The sequence below is a fragment of the Wolbachia endosymbiont (group A) of Sympetrum striolatum genome (assembly GCF_947250715.1).
In the GTDB taxonomy this organism is placed as follows: Bacteria; Pseudomonadota; Alphaproteobacteria; order Rickettsiales; family Anaplasmataceae; genus Wolbachia.
This window is the reverse complement of record NZ_OX366342.1, coordinates 58,786-78,924: the sequence shown is the minus strand read 5'-3', so window position 1 is coordinate 78,924 and position 20,139 is coordinate 58,786. Positions and strand designations below refer to the sequence as shown.

General features: G+C 36.2%; 13 protein-coding genes and 1 tRNA gene. 12 read left to right on the top strand and 2 right to left on the bottom strand.

Annotated elements, in window-relative coordinates; all coding sequences use genetic code 11:
• The first annotated feature begins 12 nt into the window (after positions 1-12).
• From fusA to OOK87_RS00350, 10 genes are all read left to right on the top strand, one after another.
• Positions 13-2,085: an elongation factor G gene (gene fusA / locus OOK87_RS00395; protein ID WP_253307295.1), complete on the top strand. Its 2,073-nt coding sequence runs from the start codon at positions 13-15 to the stop codon at positions 2,083-2,085.
• Between the two features lie 11 nt (positions 2,086-2,096).
• Entirely contained in the window at positions 2,097-3,269 is a 1,173-nt protein-coding gene (gene tuf, locus OOK87_RS00390; protein WP_264329094.1) for an elongation factor Tu, read from the top strand.
• Between the two features lie 13 nt (positions 3,270-3,282).
• Positions 3,283-3,355 (top strand) — tRNA-Trp (locus OOK87_RS00385).
• Positions 3,356-3,374: 19 nt separating this feature from the next.
• Positions 3,375-3,575 carry a preprotein translocase subunit SecE gene (secE, locus tag OOK87_RS00380; protein WP_205517846.1) on the top strand — a complete coding sequence of 67 codons (201 nt, stop codon included), beginning with the start codon at positions 3,375-3,377 and terminating at the stop codon, positions 3,573-3,575.
• Positions 3,565-4,401, top strand: coding sequence for a transcription termination/antitermination protein NusG (gene nusG / locus OOK87_RS00375; protein ID WP_309166466.1), 837 nt, complete (start codon positions 3,565-3,567; stop codon positions 4,399-4,401). Before secE ends, nusG begins: the two co-directional genes overlap by 11 nt.
• A gap of 2 nt (positions 4,402-4,403) precedes the next feature.
• Positions 4,404-4,844, top strand: coding sequence for a 50S ribosomal protein L11 (locus OOK87_RS00370; RefSeq protein WP_253307298.1), 441 nt, complete (start codon positions 4,404-4,406; stop codon positions 4,842-4,844).
• A 4-nt stretch (positions 4,845-4,848) separates the two neighbouring features.
• Entirely contained in the window at positions 4,849-5,502 is a 654-nt protein-coding gene (rplA, locus tag OOK87_RS00365; protein ID WP_253307299.1) for a 50S ribosomal protein L1, read from the top strand.
• Between the two features lie 12 nt (positions 5,503-5,514).
• A complete protein-coding gene (rplJ, locus tag OOK87_RS00360; protein ID WP_253307300.1) occupies positions 5,515-6,033 on the top strand; it encodes a 50S ribosomal protein L10 in 519 nt (172 codons plus the stop codon).
• A gap of 26 nt (positions 6,034-6,059) precedes the next feature.
• Entirely contained in the window at positions 6,060-6,461 is a 402-nt protein-coding gene (gene rplL, locus OOK87_RS00355; protein WP_253307301.1) for a 50S ribosomal protein L7/L12, read from the top strand.
• Positions 6,462-6,519: 58 nt separating this feature from the next.
• Positions 6,520-15,033, top strand: a complete 8,514-nt coding sequence (locus OOK87_RS00350; protein WP_264687730.1) for a DNA-directed RNA polymerase subunit beta/beta' — start codon at positions 6,520-6,522, stop codon at positions 15,031-15,033.
• 6 nt (positions 15,034-15,039) lie between these two features.
• Here OOK87_RS00350 and dusB read toward each other — a convergent pair whose 3' ends face one another.
• Complete coding sequence (gene dusB, locus OOK87_RS00345; RefSeq protein WP_264687729.1) at positions 15,040-16,002, bottom strand: tRNA dihydrouridine synthase DusB; 963 nt, start codon at positions 16,000-16,002, stop codon at positions 15,040-15,042.
• On the bottom strand, positions 15,987-17,312 hold the full coding sequence (locus OOK87_RS00340; protein ID WP_264687728.1) for a hypothetical protein: 1,326 nt from the start codon (positions 17,310-17,312) through the stop codon (positions 15,987-15,989). The genes dusB and OOK87_RS00340 overlap by 16 nt, the downstream gene beginning before the upstream one ends.
• 143 nt (positions 17,313-17,455) lie before the next feature.
• On the opposite strand from OOK87_RS00340, the gene serS reads away from it, so the two are divergent.
• Both serS and purD read left to right on the top strand, forming a co-directional pair.
• Positions 17,456-18,733 (top strand): serine--tRNA ligase, encoded by a 1,278-nt coding sequence (serS, locus tag OOK87_RS00335; RefSeq protein ID WP_264687727.1) that lies wholly within the window; start codon positions 17,456-17,458, stop codon positions 18,731-18,733.
• 34 nt (positions 18,734-18,767) lie between these two features.
• Positions 18,768-20,039 carry a phosphoribosylamine--glycine ligase gene (purD, locus tag OOK87_RS00330; protein ID WP_253307305.1) on the top strand — a complete coding sequence of 424 codons (1,272 nt, stop codon included), beginning with the start codon at positions 18,768-18,770 and terminating at the stop codon, positions 20,037-20,039.
• Positions 20,040-20,139: the final 100 nt, after the last annotated feature.

The following is a 20,139-nucleotide window of genomic DNA, read 5'->3' as shown; positions in this document are numbered from 1 at the left end:
ATTAATTGTGATATGGAAATTGGGATATCTAAATACAGAAATATAGGAATAATGGCTCACATAGATGCTGGTAAGACTACCACAACAGAGCGTATTTTATTTTATACTGGTAAGCAAAATAGAATTGGTGAAGTGCACGATGGGGCAGCTTCTATGGATTGGATGGAGCAGGAAAAAGAGCGTGGTATTACAATCACATCTGCTGCAACAACATGTTTTTGGAATGATCATAGGGTCAATATAATAGACACTCCAGGTCACGTTGATTTCACTATTGAAGTTGAGAGATCTTTAAGGGTTTTGGATGGTGCAGTTGCTGTATTTGATGGAGTTGCTGGAGTTGAACCTCAATCTGAAACAGTTTGGCGTCAAGCTGATAAATATAGCGTTCCTCGTATCTGCTTTGTTAATAAGATGGATAGAATAGGGGCAAATTTTTATCGATGTGTTGATATGATAAAGACGAAGCTTGGTGCAGCACCTTTAGTCATTCAGTTGCCAATAGGAAGTGAGAAAGATTTCAAAGGTATAATTGACCTTATTTCTATGAAAGCCATTATATGGCAAGAAGAAACGTTGGGTGCTAAATTTTCTTATGAAGATATTCCTTCTGATTTGCTTGACAAGGCTCAAGAATATCGAAATCTTTTATTAGATGCTGCAGCTGAGATGGATGATGAAGCGATGAATACTTACTTTGAGTCTAATGATCTGCCAGTAGATTTACTGAAAAAATGCGTGAGAAATGGAACCATCAAAGGAAAATTTGTTCCTGTATTATGTGGATCAGCTTTTAAAAATAAAGGCGTACAACCACTTTTAGATGGTGTGGTTGACTTTTTACCTTCTCCTATTGATGTTGATGTAATTGTTGGAACTGATCCTAAAGATTCAGAAAAGAAAATTGAGATCAAACCTTCAGAAAAAGAGAAATTCGTTGCTCTTGCGTTTAAAGTGATGACGGATAAGTTTGTAGGCAGCTTGACGTTTATTCGTATTTATTCCGGTAAGTTAAAATCCAAATCCGCTGTGTTAAATGCGGGAAAAAATGAGACTGAAGGAATTGGCAGAATGCTGCTTATGCATGCAAATAACAGAGAAGATATAAACGAAGCTAAAGTTGGCGATATAGTTGCCTTAGTTGGATTAAAGAGAACAATTACTGGTGACACTTTATGTTCACCTGATTTTCCTATATTATTAGAGCGTATGGAATTTCCTGAGCCTGTTATTGAAATTGCTGTGGAACCTAAAACTACTTCAGATCAGGAAAAATTAGGTGTTGCTTTAAATAGATTGGTTGCAGAAGATCCTTCTTTAAGAATGTCAGTAAATGCGGAGAGTGGACAGACTATATTGAAAGGCATGGGTGAGCTGCATCTTGAGATTATTGTTGATAGAATGAAGCGCGAGTTTAACGTTGAAGCTAACGTCGGTGCGCCTCAAGTTGCATATCGTGAAACTATCACTAAATCTGTTGAAATTGATTATACTCATAAAAAACAGTCCGGCGGTGCTGGCCAATTTGCAAAAGTAAAGATTATATTTGAACCTCTTGAGCCTGGTTCTGGGTTTCAATTTGAAAGTAAAATTGTAGGTGGTGCAATTCCAAAAGAATATATTCCTGGTGTACAAAATGGTTTAGAGTTGATAAAAGAAGGAGGCATGATCTCTGGTTTTCCGGTTATTGATTTTAAGGCTACCCTTATTGATGGTGCTTTTCATGAAGTTGATTCTAGTCCTTTAGCTTTTGAACTTGCTGCTAAAGGTGCTTTTAAAGAGATGGCAAATAAAGCTGGTCCAAAAATGTTAGAACCTATAATGAAAGTTGAAATCATTACGCCTGAAGAGTATATGGGCGATATCATGGGCGATGTAAATAGCAGAAGGGGGCAAGTTTCAAGTATGGAAACGCATAATAGTAGCACTATAATTCTTGCTTTCGTACCTCTTGCGAATATGTTTGGTTATATAAATGTTTTGCGTTCTATATCTCAGGGAAGAGCTCAGTATAGTATGCATTTTTCTTATTATGAACAAGTACCACAATATGTGGTTGATGAGTTAAAGTTAAAGTATAATTAAGGGTAATAATTATGACAGCAGTAGTGGAAGCATTTGGAAAGCCGCATGTAAATGTGGGAACAATAGGACATGTGGATCATGGGAAGACAACGTTAACAGCGGCGATAACAAAGCATTATGGAAATTTTGTAGCGTACGATCAGATAGATAAGGCGCCAGAAGAAAGGAAAAGGGGGATAACGATAGCAACAGCGCATGTTGAGTATCAGACGGAAAAAAGGCATTATGCACACGTTGATTGTCCTGGACATGCTGACTATGTAAAGAACATGATAGTAGGTGCAGCACAGATGGATGCGGCGATATTGGTAGTGTCGGGGGTTGATGGGCCAATGCCACAAACGAGAGAGCATATATTGCTAGCGAAGCAGGTAGGTGTTGGATATATCGTGGTGTATATAAATAAAGCTGATGTTGCTGATGCTGATATGATAGATTTGGTAGAAATGGAAGTGAGGGAATTGCTGAATAAATACGGATTTCCAGGGGATGAAGTGCCTGTGGTAGTGGGGTCTGCATTGAAAGCGCTGGAGGATGACAGTAGCGAATATGGAAAGAAATCAATAGATAAATTGATGGAAAAGTTAGATGAGTATGTGGCAGTTCCACCAAGGCCTGTGGATTTACCATTTTTATTGCCAATCGAGGATGTATTTTCGATATCGGGGCGAGGAACGGTGGTAACAGGAAGGATAGAGAAGGGAGAGATAAAGACGGGAGAAGAGATAGAGATAATAGGTCTGAAAGCGACGCAAAAGACGATATGCACAGGTGTAGAAATGTTTAAGAAGTTGCTGGATAAGGGGAGTGCAGGACTCAATGTAGGAATATTGTTAAGAGGAACAAAAAGAGAAGAAGTGGAGAGAGGGCAAGTATTAGCAAAACCGGGGACGATAACGCCGCATAGAAAGTTTAGGGCGGAGGTTTATATATTAAAGAAAGAGGAAGGAGGAAGGCATACACCATTTTTTGCGAATTACCAGCCACAGTTTTATTTAAGGACAACGGATGTAACCGGGAGCATAAAATTGCTAGATGGGAAGGAGATGGTAATGCCAGGAGATAATGTGAGTGTAGAAGTAGAATTGCAAGTACCGATAGCAATGGATAAGGGATTGCGTTTTGCGATAAGAGAAGGCGGTAGAACTGTTGGTTCTGGTGTTGTTTCTGAAATTTTGGAGTGAGAGTTTGAGTTATAGGAGTGTAGCTCAATTGGTAGAGCGCTGGTCTCCAAAACCAGAGGTTGTAGGTTCAATTCCTATCGCTCCTGCATTAATGTTGTGGTGAAAATGTTAAAAAGTTTGTGTGTTTTTTTCTATGATATAAAGCAAGAAATACGAAGAATTGCTTGGGTAAAGAAACAGGAGGTGTTGTCATCTCTATTTGTTGTGATGATTGTTATATTATGCTTTTCGATTTTCTTCTGTTTTGTGGATTTTATGTCTCTTTACGTAATTAAGGCTTTATTTGGAATTATTTATGGAATGTGAATATAAATGGTATATCATTAGAGTTGATTATGGATATGAGCAAAATATACGCGAATTGGTAAGTAATGCTGTTTATTTTAAGGAAGTGTTTATTCCTTATCAAACGGTATGTAATTCAAAGTCTGATATAAAAGAGTTATGTGAAGTGTATGTATATATGCATCTATGTGATGAAAGCAAAAATATTTTGAATCAAACGCCTGGATTCTGCAGTGGCGAATCTGGTGATTTTGAGATGATTTCAGATGATGAGATAAGTTTAAAGTGTAAAGAATTTAATAGATATAAATGGTATATCTTGAGAGTTGCTTCCAATTGTGAAGAGAAAGTGCGCCAACATATATTGGAAAATTCTATGAGATTGAGTGTTAATGGTTACTTTAAGGAAGTTTTTATTCCATATGAAGAGCTAAGTGAAGTAGAGTTGAAATCTAAGAAAATTGCTACACGAAGGAAATGCTTTCCTGGTTATGTCTTTTTATACGTGAATTTATGCGATGAAGTATTGAATTTTATCAATAATATACCAAAATCTCTTAAGGTTTATGGATTTTTGAAAAATGGTAATATTCCAAAGGTGATTTTGGATGATGAGATTCACTCAATGTGTAATGCACTTTATAATGCTCAAGAGACAAAGAAGTTAGGTTATGGTTATGAAAAAGGTGAAAAAGTGAAAATTAATGATGGTCTTTTTCAAAATTTTACTGGTAAGGTAAATATGGTAAACGATGAGAAAAAAATTATTAATGTGGAAGTATCAATTTTAGGTAAGCCGACAATAATAGAGCTTGATCTGGCTCAAGTAGAGAAAATAGAGGATTAATTATGAGTGTTATAGTTGCTAAGATTAACTTACTTATGGAAGCTGGGAAAGCAATTCCAGGACCGAAAATTGCTTCAGTACTTGGTCCACGTGGTATACCTGTTCCTAAGTTTTGTGAAGCTTTTAATAAAGTTACTAGCGCTGCTAACGCTAATTATAAAGTAGGCGATTTAGTAACAGTGCGAATTTCCATAAAGGATGATCGCTCTCATGATTTTACTGTCAGCGGTCCACCTGTGGCTTATTTACTTAAGCAGGAGGCTAAATTAAGTAAAAGTTCTGGTAATCCTGGTAAAGAATTAGTGGCTAAATTACCTATGTCTGCTATAATTAAAGTGGCAAAGTGCAAGATGGTTGATATGAAAGTGGATAATGAAGATTCAGCAGTGAAAATGGTTGTAGGCACTGCAAAATCTATGGGTATAGAAGTTGTGGAAGGTTAGGTAAATGAATACATATAATGATAATCCTAAGCAGTGTTTGAAGAAGATTATTGAGTCTGCTTCAGCAAAATTTAATGAATCAGTTGATATTGCAGTCAATTTAGGCGTAGATTCACGTAAATCTGAAGAGCAGGTGCGTGGTACAGTAGTTTTGCCTAAAGGTATCGGGAAGAATATTAAAGTAGCTGTTTTCGCTCAAGATAAACATTTATTAGAAGCTGAAAAAGCTGGTGCTGATATTGCAGGAGGAGAGGATTTAGTTGAAGAAATAAAAAAGGGTAGAAAATTAGATGTTGATTGGTGCATTACTACTCCTGATTTTATGGCAAAAATCACTCCTATTGCAAAAATATTGGGTGCTAAAGGGCTGATGCCTAACCCTAAATTTGGTACTGTGACTTCTAACATTGCAGAAGCTATTAAAACCATTAAGTCTGGTCAGATAAAATTTAGAACAGATAAAAATGGTGTTATTCATGGTAAATTAGGAAATATTAAATTTGATATTGATGACTTGCTAGAAAATTTAAAAGCCTTTCTTAAAGTAATTAAAGATAATAAACCTATTTCTGCGAAAGGAATTTACTTTAAGGGTGTTTTTTTAAATTCAACTATGGGTGAAGCTTATAAGATAAGCAAAGTGGAAGATATAATTTAAGGGAGTGATACCGTGAAGCGTAAAAATAAGGATGAATTTATACAGAGCACAATAAACGTATTTGTAAATAATGATTTCTTGATATTAGTAAATTTTAAATCTATAAATGCTAATGATTCATTAACTCTGAGGAATAGCCTGAAGTCTATAGCAGGTGGGGTATTAGTAGTTAAAAACACTCTAGCGCGCTTGGCTTTGGAAAGGACTGGTAAATTTTCTTATTTATCAGGCAAATTTTCTGGTTCTGTTGCTATTATATACTCTAGTGGCATAGTAGAAGCTGCAAAGTTAATAGTTGATTTTATTAATGCTAACAAAGAAAAAATGTCTGTGATTTGCGCGGCTCATATAAATGAATTGTTAACAGTGGAAGATGTTAATAAACTGGCTAAGTTGCCTTCTTTGGATGAGTTGCGTGTTAAAATTATGCGTTTAATATCTTATGACATTCCTGCTCGATTGGCGTTGTCTATTAATTCATCTTCTATGAGGCTTATGAGAGTTTTGGATTATTATAGTTCTAAAAAATAAATTTGTTGTTAAGTAAGGTGGTAATTATGAGTAATGTAACAAGTGATTTGGTTGATAAAATATTATCTTTAAACCTATTAGAGGCTTCTGAACTTGTAAAAGTTCTAGAAGAGAAAATAGGGTTGCCTGCTGGTTCTTTTCTTGGTGGGGCTGTTGGTGCTGGGGCGCCTATTAGTGATAATGCTGCTGCTCCTGCTGCTCAAGAAAAAGCTGAGTATAAAGTTGTGATTAAAGAAATTGATGCGAGTAAAAAAATAGGAGTTATTAAAGCTGTGAGAGAAGTTAATTCTACATTGGGTTTAAAAGAAGCAAAAGAGTTGGTTGAATCTTTACCTAAAGATTTAACTGCTAATGTTCCTAAAGACGAAGCAGAAAAAATCAAGCAAAAACTTATTGAAGCAGGAGCAACTAAAGTGGAGCTTGAATAATATTTAATGTATTAATTTTATATTGATATAGCTCTTTTAATTAGTTTGGGGTATTTTAATGGTTGATTCTTCTTATATGTACGCTTCTGGTGCTTTTGTCCCTAGAGTTTCTTATTCTAGGTCGATTGATTTAAAAGATTCTTTATTGGATTTGGTTAAGGTTCAAAAAGAATCGTATGATTCATTTGCTCCTAAGAATAAGGGTAATGAAAGACTTGAAGTTATCTTTCATACAATCTTTCCAATAAATGATCCTTTGCGTAGGGCTACTATTGAGTTTATAAGTTGTAGGGTAGATGATCCTAAGTATGATGAATCTGAGTGTATAAAGCGTGGTGTAACTTTTTCTGCTCAGGTTATTGCTTCTATACGTCTTGTTGTTATGCAGGATGGTATTTCTCTTGATGAATATAAATCGATTAAAGAGAGTGGAGATCATTCTAAACTTGCAACCGTTGTAAAATCTATAGAAGAGGAGGAAGTCCACTTTTGTGGGTTGCCTATGATGACTGATAAGGGCACTTTCATCATTAATGGTGTAGAAAAAGTTATTGTCTCACAAATGCATAGGTCTCCTGGTGTATTTTTTGATAGCGATAAGGGAAAAACTTACAATTCTGGTAAATTGATCTATTCTGCTAGAATTATTCCTTATAGGGGTTCTTGGCTTGATATTGAATTTGATGTTAAAGACCATTTGTATTTTCGTGTTGATAGAAAAAGAAAATTGCCAATCTCAGTTTTGTTAAAGGCGTTAGGTCTATCAAATAATGATATACTCGATAGATTTTATGAGAAAATAAAGTATGTAAAACATAAAGATGGTTGGAAAGTGCCTTTTGTTCCTGATAAATTTAAAGGAGTGAGGTTGCCTTTCGACTTAATGGATATTGAAGGTAATGTGCTGCTTAAAGCTAACGTTCGTATCACCTCAAGACTAGCTAAAAAGCTATATGATAATGAATTGAAAGAGTATCTGGTTCCTTTTAATTCTATATGTGGTTTATTCCTCGCAGAAGATTTAATGGATAGTGCTAGCTCTACGAAAATTTTATCTGCTGGTGAATCTATAAAGCTGGAAGACATAAAGAAGCTTGAGTTATTGTCTGTGGATGAAATATCAGTATTGAACATAGATAATGTATCTGTTGGACCTTATATATTAAATACGCTTTTCTTAGACGAAAACATGTCTTATCAGGATGCGCTATATGAAATATATAGAGTTTTGCGTCCTGGTGAAGTTCCTGTTTTAGAGATAGTAGAGGAGTTTTTCCGTAATCTTTTCTTCAGTCCGGAATATTATGATTTGTCTAACATTGGTAGGTTGAAGCTTAACTCTTACCTTGGATTAAATTATGATGAGGATTTAACTGTTTTAACGTATGAAGATATTATTGAAATTGTAAAAAAAATAGTATTGTTACGTGACGGTCAAGGATCTGTAGATGATATTGATCATTTAGGAAACAGAAGAGTAAGATCAGTTGGAGAGTTTATAGAAAATCAATTTAGAACTGGGTTGTTGAAATTGGAACGCGCAATAGTTGATTCTATGTCCACTTCTAGTTTAGATAAAGTTTCTCCATCTGATTTTATTAATCCAAAAGTGTTAACTAATGTCTTAAGAGATTTCTTCAATTCTTCTCAATTATCTCAATTTATGGATCAGACTAATCCGTTATCTGAAATAACACATAAAAGAAGGTTGTCCGCGTTAGGTCCTGGCGGTTTAACAAGAGAACGGGCAGGATTTGAAGTGCGTGATGTTCATCCAACTCATTATGGAAGAATTTGCCCTATTGAGACTCCTGAAGGGCAAAACATAGGGTTAATCAACAGTTTAGCTATATACGCGCGTATTAATAAATATGGTTTCATTGAAAGTCCTTATAGAAAAGTAGTTAATAGGGTTGTTACTGATCAAATTGAGTATCTGTCTGCCATAGATGAAGGTTTATATTATATAGCTGATACCAGCGCAAAGCTCGATGAAAATAATTGCTTTGTTGATGATATGCTATACTGTAGATATGCTAGTAGTTTCATTATGGTAAGTAGTGATCAGGTGAGTTACATTGACGTATCTCCTAAGCAGGTAATATCAGTTGCGGCTTCCTTGATTCCATTTTTAGAAAATGATGATGCTAATAGAGCATTAATGGGCTCAAATATGCAACGTCAGGCCGTACCTTTATTGAAGCCTACCGCTCCTCTGGTTGCTACTGGTATGGAGTCTTTTGTAGCTTCTGGCTCTGGTGCTGTAGTTTTAGCAAAACGCGATGGCATAGTTGATAGTTCTGATAGTAACTCTATAGTTATACGTGCTTTTGATAAAGAAAGGGTTAACTACTTGGACGTAGATATTTATCATCTAAGGAAATTTCAGCGTTCTAACCATAATACTTGTATTAATCAAAGACCGCTAGTGTGCGTAGGTGATTATGTTAAAAAGGGTGATGTAATAGCTGATGGTCCTGCAATTAACAGTGGTGAGTTGGCGCTTGGTAAAAATTTGCTAGTCGCTTTTATGTCTTGGCAAGGTTATAATTTTGAAGACTCTATTATTATTTCTAGTGAAGTTGTTAAAAAAGATCTCTTTACTTCTATTCATATAGAAGAATTTGACTGTGTTGTACATGATACCCCTTTAGGATCAGAAAAAATAACTCGTGCTATACCTGGTGTTAATGAAGAAAATCTATATCACTTGGATGATAGTGGTATAGTGAAAATTGGTACAAGAGTTGGTCCAGGCTATATTCTGGTAGGTAAAGTTACACCTAAACCTTCTCTTTCATTGCCTCCTGAAACGAAGTTATTAATGACAATTTTTGGTGAAAAGTCATTCGATTGTGCAGATTCCTCTTTATATACATCTCCAGATGTTGAAGGGACAGTAATTGATGTACAAGTCTTTACACGCAGGGGGGTTGAAGAAAATGAAAGGGCATTACTCATCAAACAAAAAGAGGTAAATGACTTTGAGGAAGAGCGAGATTATATAATCAATGTTACTAGTGAATATTTCTATGATGAACTGAAGAAACTTCTTATTAATTCTGGTTCTCAAGATCGAGAAAAATTTGACTCTATTGAACGTGAGCAATGGTGGGGTATAGGATTAAAAAACCAACCCATTTCTGAGCAAGTTAAGAGCTTAAAAAAAGATTTTGATGAAAAAGTATCACATGCAATAGCACAGTTTAAGCGAAAAGTAGAAAAATTACATGAAGGTTATGACCTGCCTCAAGGTGTGTCGATGTCAGTAAAAGTTTTCATTGCTGTGAAACATAGTCTTCAACCAGGGGATAAAATGGCTGGTAGACATGGGAATAAAGGTGTGATCTCTCGAGTTGTGCCAGTGGAAGATATGCCTTATTTGGAAGATGGTACTCCTGTTGATATTATTCTTAACCCTCTTGGTGTTCCTTCACGAATGAATGTAGGGCAAATACTGGAAACGCATGTAGGTTGGGCTTGTAGAAAATTAGGGGAAAGGGTAAGTAATATTCTCGATGAGATCAATAAAATCAAAAGTGCTTTTTGCAAGGGAATTAGGTCCCTTAACGATGATAATTTTACACAATTTGCAGTAGCATACCTTGACAATAAAAAAATTGAAAATATTGATGATGATGAAATAATGGCTTCTGTTTTAAATACACCTAATAAAAATGCACTAAATGACGAGTTGAATGCGTTAGTAGAGAACTATTTGAACTCTTGTAAAAGTTCATACAGCAATTTACGTAATTTCCTGATTGAGGTTTATAGCTATGGTAGTAACGTATCTATCTGTAATGATATTCGTAATATTAGTGATAATAATCTCATTGAATTTGCACGTAAATTACGTGATGGCGTTCCTGTTGCTGCACCTGTATTTGAGGGTCCAAAAGATGAACAAATAGCAAAATTATTTGAACTTGCTGGTTTGGATAACTCTGGACAAGCTGTATTATATGACGGTTGCAGTGGTGAAAAATTCGACCGCAAGGTTACAGTTGGTTACATGTACATGCTTAAGTTGCACCACTTGGTTGATGGTAAAATTCATGCGCGTTCAGTAGGGCCTTATAGTTTGGTTACTCAACAACCTCTAGGAGGAAAATCTCATTTTGGTGGTCAGCGTTTTGGTGAAATGGAATGTTGGGCATTACAAGCCTATGGTGCTGCTTATACTTTGCAGGAAATGTTAACTGTGAAGTCTGATGATATTAATGGTAGAGTTAAGATTTACGAATCGATAATAAAAGGTGACAGTAATTTTGAATGTGGAATTCCTGAATCCTTTAATGTGATGATAAAAGAACTACGTTCTTTATGTTTAAATGTAGATTTAAAGCAAAATGATGTAGTGATTGAAGATATATCTCACACTAACATTGCACAACCTTTTAATGAGGTTAGCATATCGATTGCTAGCCCTGAAAGTATTAAGCGTATATCTTGTGGTGAGATAGAAGATGTTTCAACTGCAAATTATCGTACGTTCAAAGTTGAGAAAGGTGGATTATTTTGCCCTAAGGTTTTTGGCCCTGTCAATGACGATGAATGTTTATGTGGAAAATACAAAAAAAGAAGACACAGAGGTCGCATATGTGAAAAATGCGGAGTAGAAGTTACATCTTCTAAAGTAAGAAGAGAAAGGATGGGTCATATAGAGCTTGCATCTCCTGTTGCTCATATATGGTTTTTGAAATCGCTTCCTTCAAGAATTGGAGCATTATTGGATATGTCTCTCAGAGATATTGAGAATATTTTATATAGCGATAATTATATCGTGATAGATCCTCTTGTTTCGCCTTTTGAAAAAGGTGAGATTATTAGTGAAAAAGCTTATAATGAAGCTAAAGATAGCTATGGGATCGATAGTTTTGTAGCTATGCAAGGTGTTGAAGCTATAAGAGAGTTGCTAACGCGCCTTGATTTACATGAAATTAGGAAGGATTTAAGACTAGAATTAGAGTCTGTTGCTTCTGAGATAAGAAGAAAGAAAATTATAAAGAGATTGCGTATTATTGAAAACTTCATTAAATCTGGAAATAGGCCTGAGTGGATGATACTTACAACTATACCTATTTTACCACCTGATTTGCGTCCTTTGGTATCGCTTGAAAGTGGTCGTCCTGCAGTTTCTGATCTGAATCATCATTATAGGACTATTATTAATAGAAATAACAGGTTGAGGAAATTGTTGAGCTTAAATCCTCCTGAGATTATGATTCGTAATGAAAAAAGGATGTTACAAGAAGCAGTTGATTCTCTTTTTGATAATAGTCGTCGTAATACTTTGGTAAACAAAGCTGGTGCTGTTGGATATAAAAAGTCCATTAGTGATATGTTAAAAGGAAAACAGGGTCGTTTTCGCCAGAACCTCTTAGGAAAAAGGGTAGACTACTCTGGACGTTCTGTAATAGTTGTTGGTCCAACTTTGAAACTAAATCAGTGTGGATTACCAAAAAGAATGGCTCTTGAACTATTCAAACCTTTTGTTTACTCAAAGCTTAAGATGTATGGTATGGCTCCAACTATTAAGTTTGCTAGTAAGTTGATAAGAGCAGAAAAACCAGAAGTTTGGGATATGCTTGAAGAGGTAATAAAAGAGCATCCTGTTTTGTTGAATAGAGCGCCTACGCTACATAGACTTGGTATTCAGGCTTTTGAGCCAATCCTTATTGAAGGCAAAGCAATACAGCTTCATCCGCTTGTCTGTACGGCGTTTAATGCTGATTTTGATGGTGACCAAATGGCAGTGCATGTGCCAATTTCATTGGAAGCTCAGCTTGAAGCTAGGGTGTTGATGATGTCCACTAATAACGTTTTAAGTCCTTCTAATGGCAGACCGATTATAGTTCCTAGTAAAGATATAGTACTTGGTATATATTATCTGACTTTACAAGAACCTAAGGAAGATAATTTACCATCTTTTGGTGCTTTTTGTGAAGTTGAGCATTCTTTGAGTGATGGTACTTTACATATTCATTCTAGTATAAAGTATAGGATGGAGTATATTAATAGCAGCGGTGAAACTCACTATAAAACTGTTTGTACAACTCCTGGCCGTTTAATATTATGGCAAATTTTTCCTAAGCATGAGAATCTAGGCTTCGATCTAATAAATCAGATATTAACAGTCAAGGAAATAACTGGTATAGTTGATTTAGTATATCGTAACTGTGGTCAAAGTGCTACAGTGGCATTTTCTGATAAATTAATGGTACTTGGCTTTGAGTATGCCACATTTTCTGGTGTTTCTTTTGGTCGTTGTGATCTGGTTATACCTGAAACTAAAGCTACACATGTTGATCACGCGAGGGGTGAAATTAAGAAATTCTCTATGCAATATCAAGATGGGCTAATAACTAGAAGTGAGAGGTATAACAAGGTTATAGATGAATGGTCTAAGTGTACGGATATGATAGCTAATGATATGTTAAAAGCAATATCTATATATGATGGAAATAGTAAGTACAACTCAGTGTATATGATGGTTAACTCTGGTGCAAGGGGTTCTACTTCACAGATGAAACAGCTAGCAGGAATGCGAGGGCTCATGACCAAACCTTCTGGTGAGATTATAGAAACACCTATAATTTCTAATTTCCGTGAAGGATTGAACGTATTTGAATACTTTAATTCTACTCACGGTGCGCGTAAAGGTTTAGCTGACACTGCGCTTAAAACTGCAAACTCTGGATACTTAACTCGTCGTTTAGTTGATGTGTCTCAAAATTGCATAGTTACAAAGCATGACTGTAAAACAAAAAATGGTCTTGTTGTGAGAGCTACAGTTGAAGGAAGTACTATAGTTGCATCTCTAGAGAGTGTTGTGCTGGGTAGAACATCTGCAAATGGTATATATAACCCAGTGACAAAAGAATTATTAGTAAAAGCAGGGGAATTAATTGATGAGGATAAAGTAAAGCAAATCAGCATTGCAGGTCTTGATGCTGTAAAAATTAGATCGCCTTTAACTTGTGAAATAAGTCCTGGTGTGTGTTCTTTGTGTTATGGAAGAGACCTTGCAACTGGTAAAATTGTTTCAATAGGTGAAGCAGTTGGTGTTATAGCTGCTCAATCTGTTGGAGAGCCAGGTACTCAGTTAACGATGCGTACTTTCCATATAGGTGGGGTAATGACTAGAGGCGTTGAATCCTCAAATATTATAGCTTCTATTAGTGCTAAAATAAAGTTAAACAATAGTAATATAATTATAGATAGAAACGGAAATAAAATTGTGATAAGCCGTTCCTGTGAAGTCGTGTTGGTTGATAGCCTTGGTAGTGAGAAGTTGAAGCATAGTGTACCTTACGGTGCTAAACTTTATGTGGATGAGAGTGGGTCAGTAAAAATTGGCGATAAAGTTGCGGAATGGGATCCTTATACATTGCCTATTATCACGGAGAAGACTGGTACAGTGTCTTATCAGGACTTAAAAGATGGAATTTCGATCACTGAAGTGATGGATGAATCTACAGGAATATCAAGCAAAGTAGTAAAAGACTGGAAATTGCATTCTGGTGGAGCTAGTTTACGTCCTCGTATTGTGCTGCTTGACGATAATGGTGAAGTAATGACACTCGCAAGTGGCGTTGAAGCATGTTATTTTATACCAATTGGTGCAGTGCTCAATGTACAAAATGGCCAGAAGGTTCATGCAGGTGATGTTATTACAAGAACACCAAGAGAGTCAGTTAAAACTCGTGATATTACTGGTGGTTTACCGAGGGTTATAGAGTTATTTGAAGCACGTCGTCCTAAAGAGCATGCTATTGTTAGTGAGATAGATGGCTATGTAGCGTTTTCTGAAAAAGACCGTAGAGGAAAACGCAGTATATTAATTAAACCTGTAGATGAACAAATTTCTCCAGTTGAATATTTGGTATCAAGAAGTAAGCATGTAATAGTCAATGAAGGTGATTTTGTACGTAAAGGTGATCTATTGATGGATGGTGACCCTGATCTCCATGATATTTTACGTGTGCTTGGGTTAGAAGCTTTAGCGCACTATATGATTTCTGAAATACAGCAAGTTTATAGATTGCAGGGTGTTCGTATAGACAACAAGCATTTAGAGGTGATCTTAAAACAAATGCTACAAAAAGTGGAAATTACTGATCCTGGTGATACTATGTACTTGGTTGGCGAAAGCATTGACAAGCTGGAAGTTGATAGGGAAAATGATGCTATTAGTAACTCTGGCAAACGGCCTGCTCATTATCTTCCTATTCTGCAGGGGATTACTAGGGCAAGTCTTGAAACTAGCTCCTTTATTTCTGCTGCTTCTTTCCAAGAGACAACAAAAGTACTTACAGAAGCAGCATTCTGCGGGAAGAGTGATCCTTTAAGTGGATTAAAAGAAAATGTTATAGTAGGAAGATTAATTCCTGCTGGTACAGGTTTGATTATGAATAAGATCAGAGCACTTTCACTTTGTGATAATATAGATAAATATGAAAAATATTTTGATATTGAAACTTATGACGAGAAATGGTTTATGGATAATAATTGTCATTTACACTCTGGTGAGGAAGAGAGCGTAGTGGCATATGATCAGTCGAATTGAGTACAGCTAGTGTGTCTCTTGACCAAAAAAGCCAATAATATTTTCTTTCACTTCTGTGCTATCTGTCATGTTATTTACTCTCATGCGAAATTCAGATGAGCTTTGAAGCCCGCTACTGTACCAACCTATGTGTTTGCGGGCCATCTTTATTCCTGTGTTATTTCCATAGTACTCAAGAATATTGTCGTAATGCTCGAGTATGATGCTTAATCTCTCTGAAGCTGTTGGCTCAGAAGTTTCACTTCCACTGAGAAAGTTCATTGCTTGATTAATCAGCCAAGGTTTACCGTAGGCACCACGACCTATCATCACTCCTTCTGCTCCAGATTCTTTGAGAGCATTCTGAATATCATTTAAATTTTTAATATCGCCATTTACTATAACTGGAATTTTCACTTGCTCCTTAACATTTCTAACGAATTTCCAATCTGCTTGGCCGTTATAGAGCTGTGCCCTCGTTCTTCCATGCACAGTGATCATTTTTGCTCCTAAGTCTTCGGCAATTTTCGCAAGCCTCGGTGCATTGCGATTTTCATTGTTCCATCCAGTGCGCATTTTTACCGTAACTGGCACATTCACTGCTTTGACCACGGCCTCAATTATCTCAGCGGCTTTTTTCTCATCGCGCATTAGTGCTGATCCTGCATAACCGTTTACAACTTTTTTAACAGGACAACCGAAATTTATATCTATTATTTTTGCACCCATATCCTCGTTGAGCTTTGCAGCCTCTGCCATTACATCCGGCTCGCATCCAGCAAGCTGCACAGCAGTTAATTCATCGACTTTTGCTTTTTGCAGACTCTGGCGAGTTTGCATAATCATGGCTCTGCTTGCAATCATTTCTGAAACTAACAAACTTGCACCTAGCTTCTTTACAATACTTCTAAACGGATAATCAGTTACCCCTGACATTGGAGCTAAAATAACTGAAGAATCAATCGTCAAACTTCCTATTTGGAGGGGCATAAGGTTAATGGTAATCCTTCATTGTAAACTATATAGCAAACTGAGCTGTTATTCTGCACCCTTGAGGTAAGAGAGGTGTCCGTTCCTGGTGGAAGATCGCATAAAAGCCCGTTTTCTAGATCTTCCTTCCATTTTTCATCTTCCATAAGCGCTTTTGTAAACTCTCTTCTTTTCTTTTGCAATTGTTCTGGATTAGGCTTGTATTCCGATAACTCTGCGTCAATTTCATCAAATGATTTACCTTCGTTGAGCATTTGCGTAATCCTATGAGCGTTTTCCAATGCAAATATTCCACAATTATGTCCATCGCTTTGTTGTTTGGCTCCGGAGCTTCTTATATTACAGTTCTCTATTTCCAAGACTGCTTCCAGTGCGCTCACTATATTATCAGTATTTATTGGGACATTAATTAATTCATTTTTCTTGTTCCGACACGTTTGTGCTGTCTCTTTGACATCTTTACTCATTTCTTTTTTTCCTTGCGCATTCAACTCACTAGCTTGATCAGTAAGAGGTGTAACCAATTCTTTAATTGCATTTGCAAGTTCTATTTTCTTACGTTGACTACCAGGACTTGGTAAATCAGCACTAAAAGAATCACAATAATAAGCTCTAAATTGTTTATTATCCGAGTTGTATGCAACAACTAGCGTTACCCAATGATTACCACCCAAATTAATAACTGAAGTAAATATCCTTTTCGAACTCTCTCGTTCTGCTTTATTTTTATATTCTCCTAACCTTTCACTCAAGGTTTCAAGATTACCAGGAATACAGAAGAATACACCATCCGTAAAATCTTCTGAATACTTATATTTAATTCTTGCAATATTAGCAATATCATGTTGCTGCAACCAGTAAGCGTAATTCTTTCTATTTGTTTGATGCACAAGAGTGTCCAAATTTTCATGAAACTCTTTACCACCCAAACCACTATCCAAAGAGCTTCTACGACTACTGTTCCTTGAATCTGGTTCACTGCCTGGTACAACACCACTATCTCCATCTTGAGTTTTTTGCTCACCTTGACCTGCTCCTTTTCCATTAACATAACCTTTTACCAAGTGAAATAAAGGTTTAACAATCATTTTGTATGCTGCTGTAAGGACTACTCCCATTATAATCCAAATCACAGGATGAGAAATTAGCATAGCAAGTGGAAAGGTCAATAGAGGAAATCCTATTATCAACCCCAAACAGCCAACAGCAAATGTGGCTGCTAGGCATACGCAAGTAGCGTAGATAACGAATTTCCCACCAGCAAAGTAAGTGCTCTCTTTAAATTGATTATATTTTTCTGTGATGCCCATACTACATCCTATGAATGCTAAGTTAATTAAATTTTAACAAATTCTAACAAAAAAATCAACCATAATAATTTTAGTAGTATGAGAAAATATTGAATATTAAGAGCTTTTGAAGTACAGTAACAGTGTTAGTAATAGCACAATATATGCACGATATAGAATATATACGCAAAAACCCTGAAGGATTTGAAAAGGCAATGAAAAGCAGGGGGATAAGAGAGTTTACTGCAAAAGAGATATTAGAAATTGATCACGAGAAAAGGTCATTAACCACTAAATTGCAAGATTTAAATAGGCAGCGCAATGAAATCACAGAGGAAATAAAGAAGCTTAAAATGAGCAAGAGCCCTTGTGAAGAGCAAATAGAGTTGTCAAAAGACATCACGAATGAGATAGAGGCAATTAGCTTAAAGGAACAAGCAGAAAAGGATAAGTTAGTGAATGTTTTATCTAACTTGCCGAATATTCCTGCGCAAGATGTGCCAATAGGCGCAGATGAGAACTCTAATTTAGAGGTGAGAAGATATGGAGGAAAAAGACAGTTTGATTTTGTACCAGAATCTCATTATGAACTCGGAGAAAAATTAGGTTTAATGGACTTCGAACAAGCGGCGAAAATTTCCGGATCAAGATTTGCGATATTAAAAGGACAGTTAGCTAAGCTTGGACGAGCGCTAATAAATTTTATGCTTGAAATGCATGTTAATGAATTTGGCTATACTGAGGTGTACCACCCAGCTTTGGTGAAAAACGAAGCTATGTATAACGTTGGTCAGCTACCAAAATTTTCTGACGATTCGTATTTAACTACCGACGAATTGAGGTTGATTCCCACAAGTGAAGTGTTTTTAACAAATTTGGTTGCTGATAAAATAGTAGAGGAAAAAGAACTGCCTATTCGTTTTACTGCGTATTCAGAGTGTTTTCGTAAAGAAGCAGGCAGCGCAGGGCGAGACACGAGAGGCATGATAAGGCAACACCAATTTGGTAAAGTGGAGTTGGTGAGTATTACAACTGAAGACCAATCAAATGATGAACTTGAGCGCATGACGAGTGTTGTTGAAGAGATATTAAAAAAACTAGAATTACCGTATAGAGTAATGCTACTGTGTAGTGGTGATATGGGTTTTGCTGCACAAAGGACTTATGACATAGAGGTATGGTTACCTGAGCAAAATAAATATAGAGAAATATCAAGCTGCTCAAATTGTGGTGCATTTCAAGCAAGAAGGATGAACGCTAAATACTCTTCAGAAACTGATAAAAAGATAAAAAAATATGTTCACACTTTAAACGGCTCAGCTTTAGCTATAGGAAGAACGATTGTTGCCATAATGGAGAATCATCAAAATTCTGACGGGTCGATTGCAATACCAAACGTGTTGCAAAAATACATGAGTAATGATACTGTTATAAGCAAATAATAATTTTGACATATAGAAAAGCGAGGAAATAAAGATGAAGGTTCTGGTTATAGGTTCTGGTGGACGTGAGCACGCTCTACTTTGGGCTCTAAAAAAATCTCCTATCTTGACTGAGTTATATGTAACTCCTGGTCGCCAAGCTATGAAAGATCTTGGGACTCTTGTGGATGTAAATATTCAAAATTCAGTGGATGTTACACAATTTTGCAAGAGAGAAAATATAGAGTTGGTTGTTATTGGTCCAGAACAACCAATAATTGATGGACTTGCTGATGATTTAGTTGCAGAGGGAATAAATGTTTTTGCTCCGAGTCAAGCAACTGCAAAACTTGAGGGATCAAAGTCTTTCACCAAAGGACTATGCAAGCGATATGGCATACCAACTGCCAAGTACGAGTGTTTTGTTGATGAAGGATTAGCTAAAGATTTTGTACGTAGCAATAAAATAAAGTTTCCACTTGTAGTGAAAGCAAATGGAATTGCGGCAGGGAAAGGCGTGATGATATGTTGCGCAGAAAACGAAGCTTTTTCAGCAATAGATTCAATGCTAGTGGAGAAAGAATTTGGTGAATCAGGTGAAGAAATAATCATAGAAGAATTTTTAATTGGAGAAGAAGTAAGCTTTTTTGCTCTTGTTGATGGGTTGAAAGTAGTAACTCTTGGGTGCGCAAAAGATTATAAGAGAGTGAATGAAAATAATGAAGGCCAAAATACTGGGGGTATGGGATCGTACTCATCACCTTCAATTATAAGTAAGGACATGGAGCAAAAAATCATCCAAAAAATAATATACCCTACAGCTCAAGCATTGGTTAACATGGGTACGCCTTATAAGGGAGTACTCTTTGCTGGTTTAATGATTTGCAGAGATGGCCCAAAACTTCTCGAGTATAACGTTAGATTCGGTGATCCAGAAACGCAATCTATATTACCTAGATTTGATTCAAATTGCGATTTGTTAAAATTGATGTTGTCAGTTGCAGAAGGAAAGTTAAATGTCAAAATGGTGGAACTTAACAACAAATCTACAGTTTGTGTAGTTGTTGCAAGTAAAGGCTATCCGGGTGATTATCAAAAGGGAGAAGTAATTAAGGGATTAGATAAAATTGAAAGCATTCCTGGTATATTGGTATTTCACGCTGGTACTAAATTAGATGAGAGTGGTAATTGGGTTTCAGATGGCGGAAGAGTGCTAAATATAGTAGCAGAAGGGAGCACTATAGAGGAAGCCAAAAGTAAGGTGTACTCAGCATTAAATTTTTTAGAATGGCCAGGGGGCTTCTTCAGATACGATATTGGTAGTTAATGTTAGCTGTCGGTTAGCAGGTAGACCAACCGATTCCAAAACGAACACCCCTCACGCTAGCTGATTTTTGTTGCTGAAAATGGTTGTATTATTTAATTTT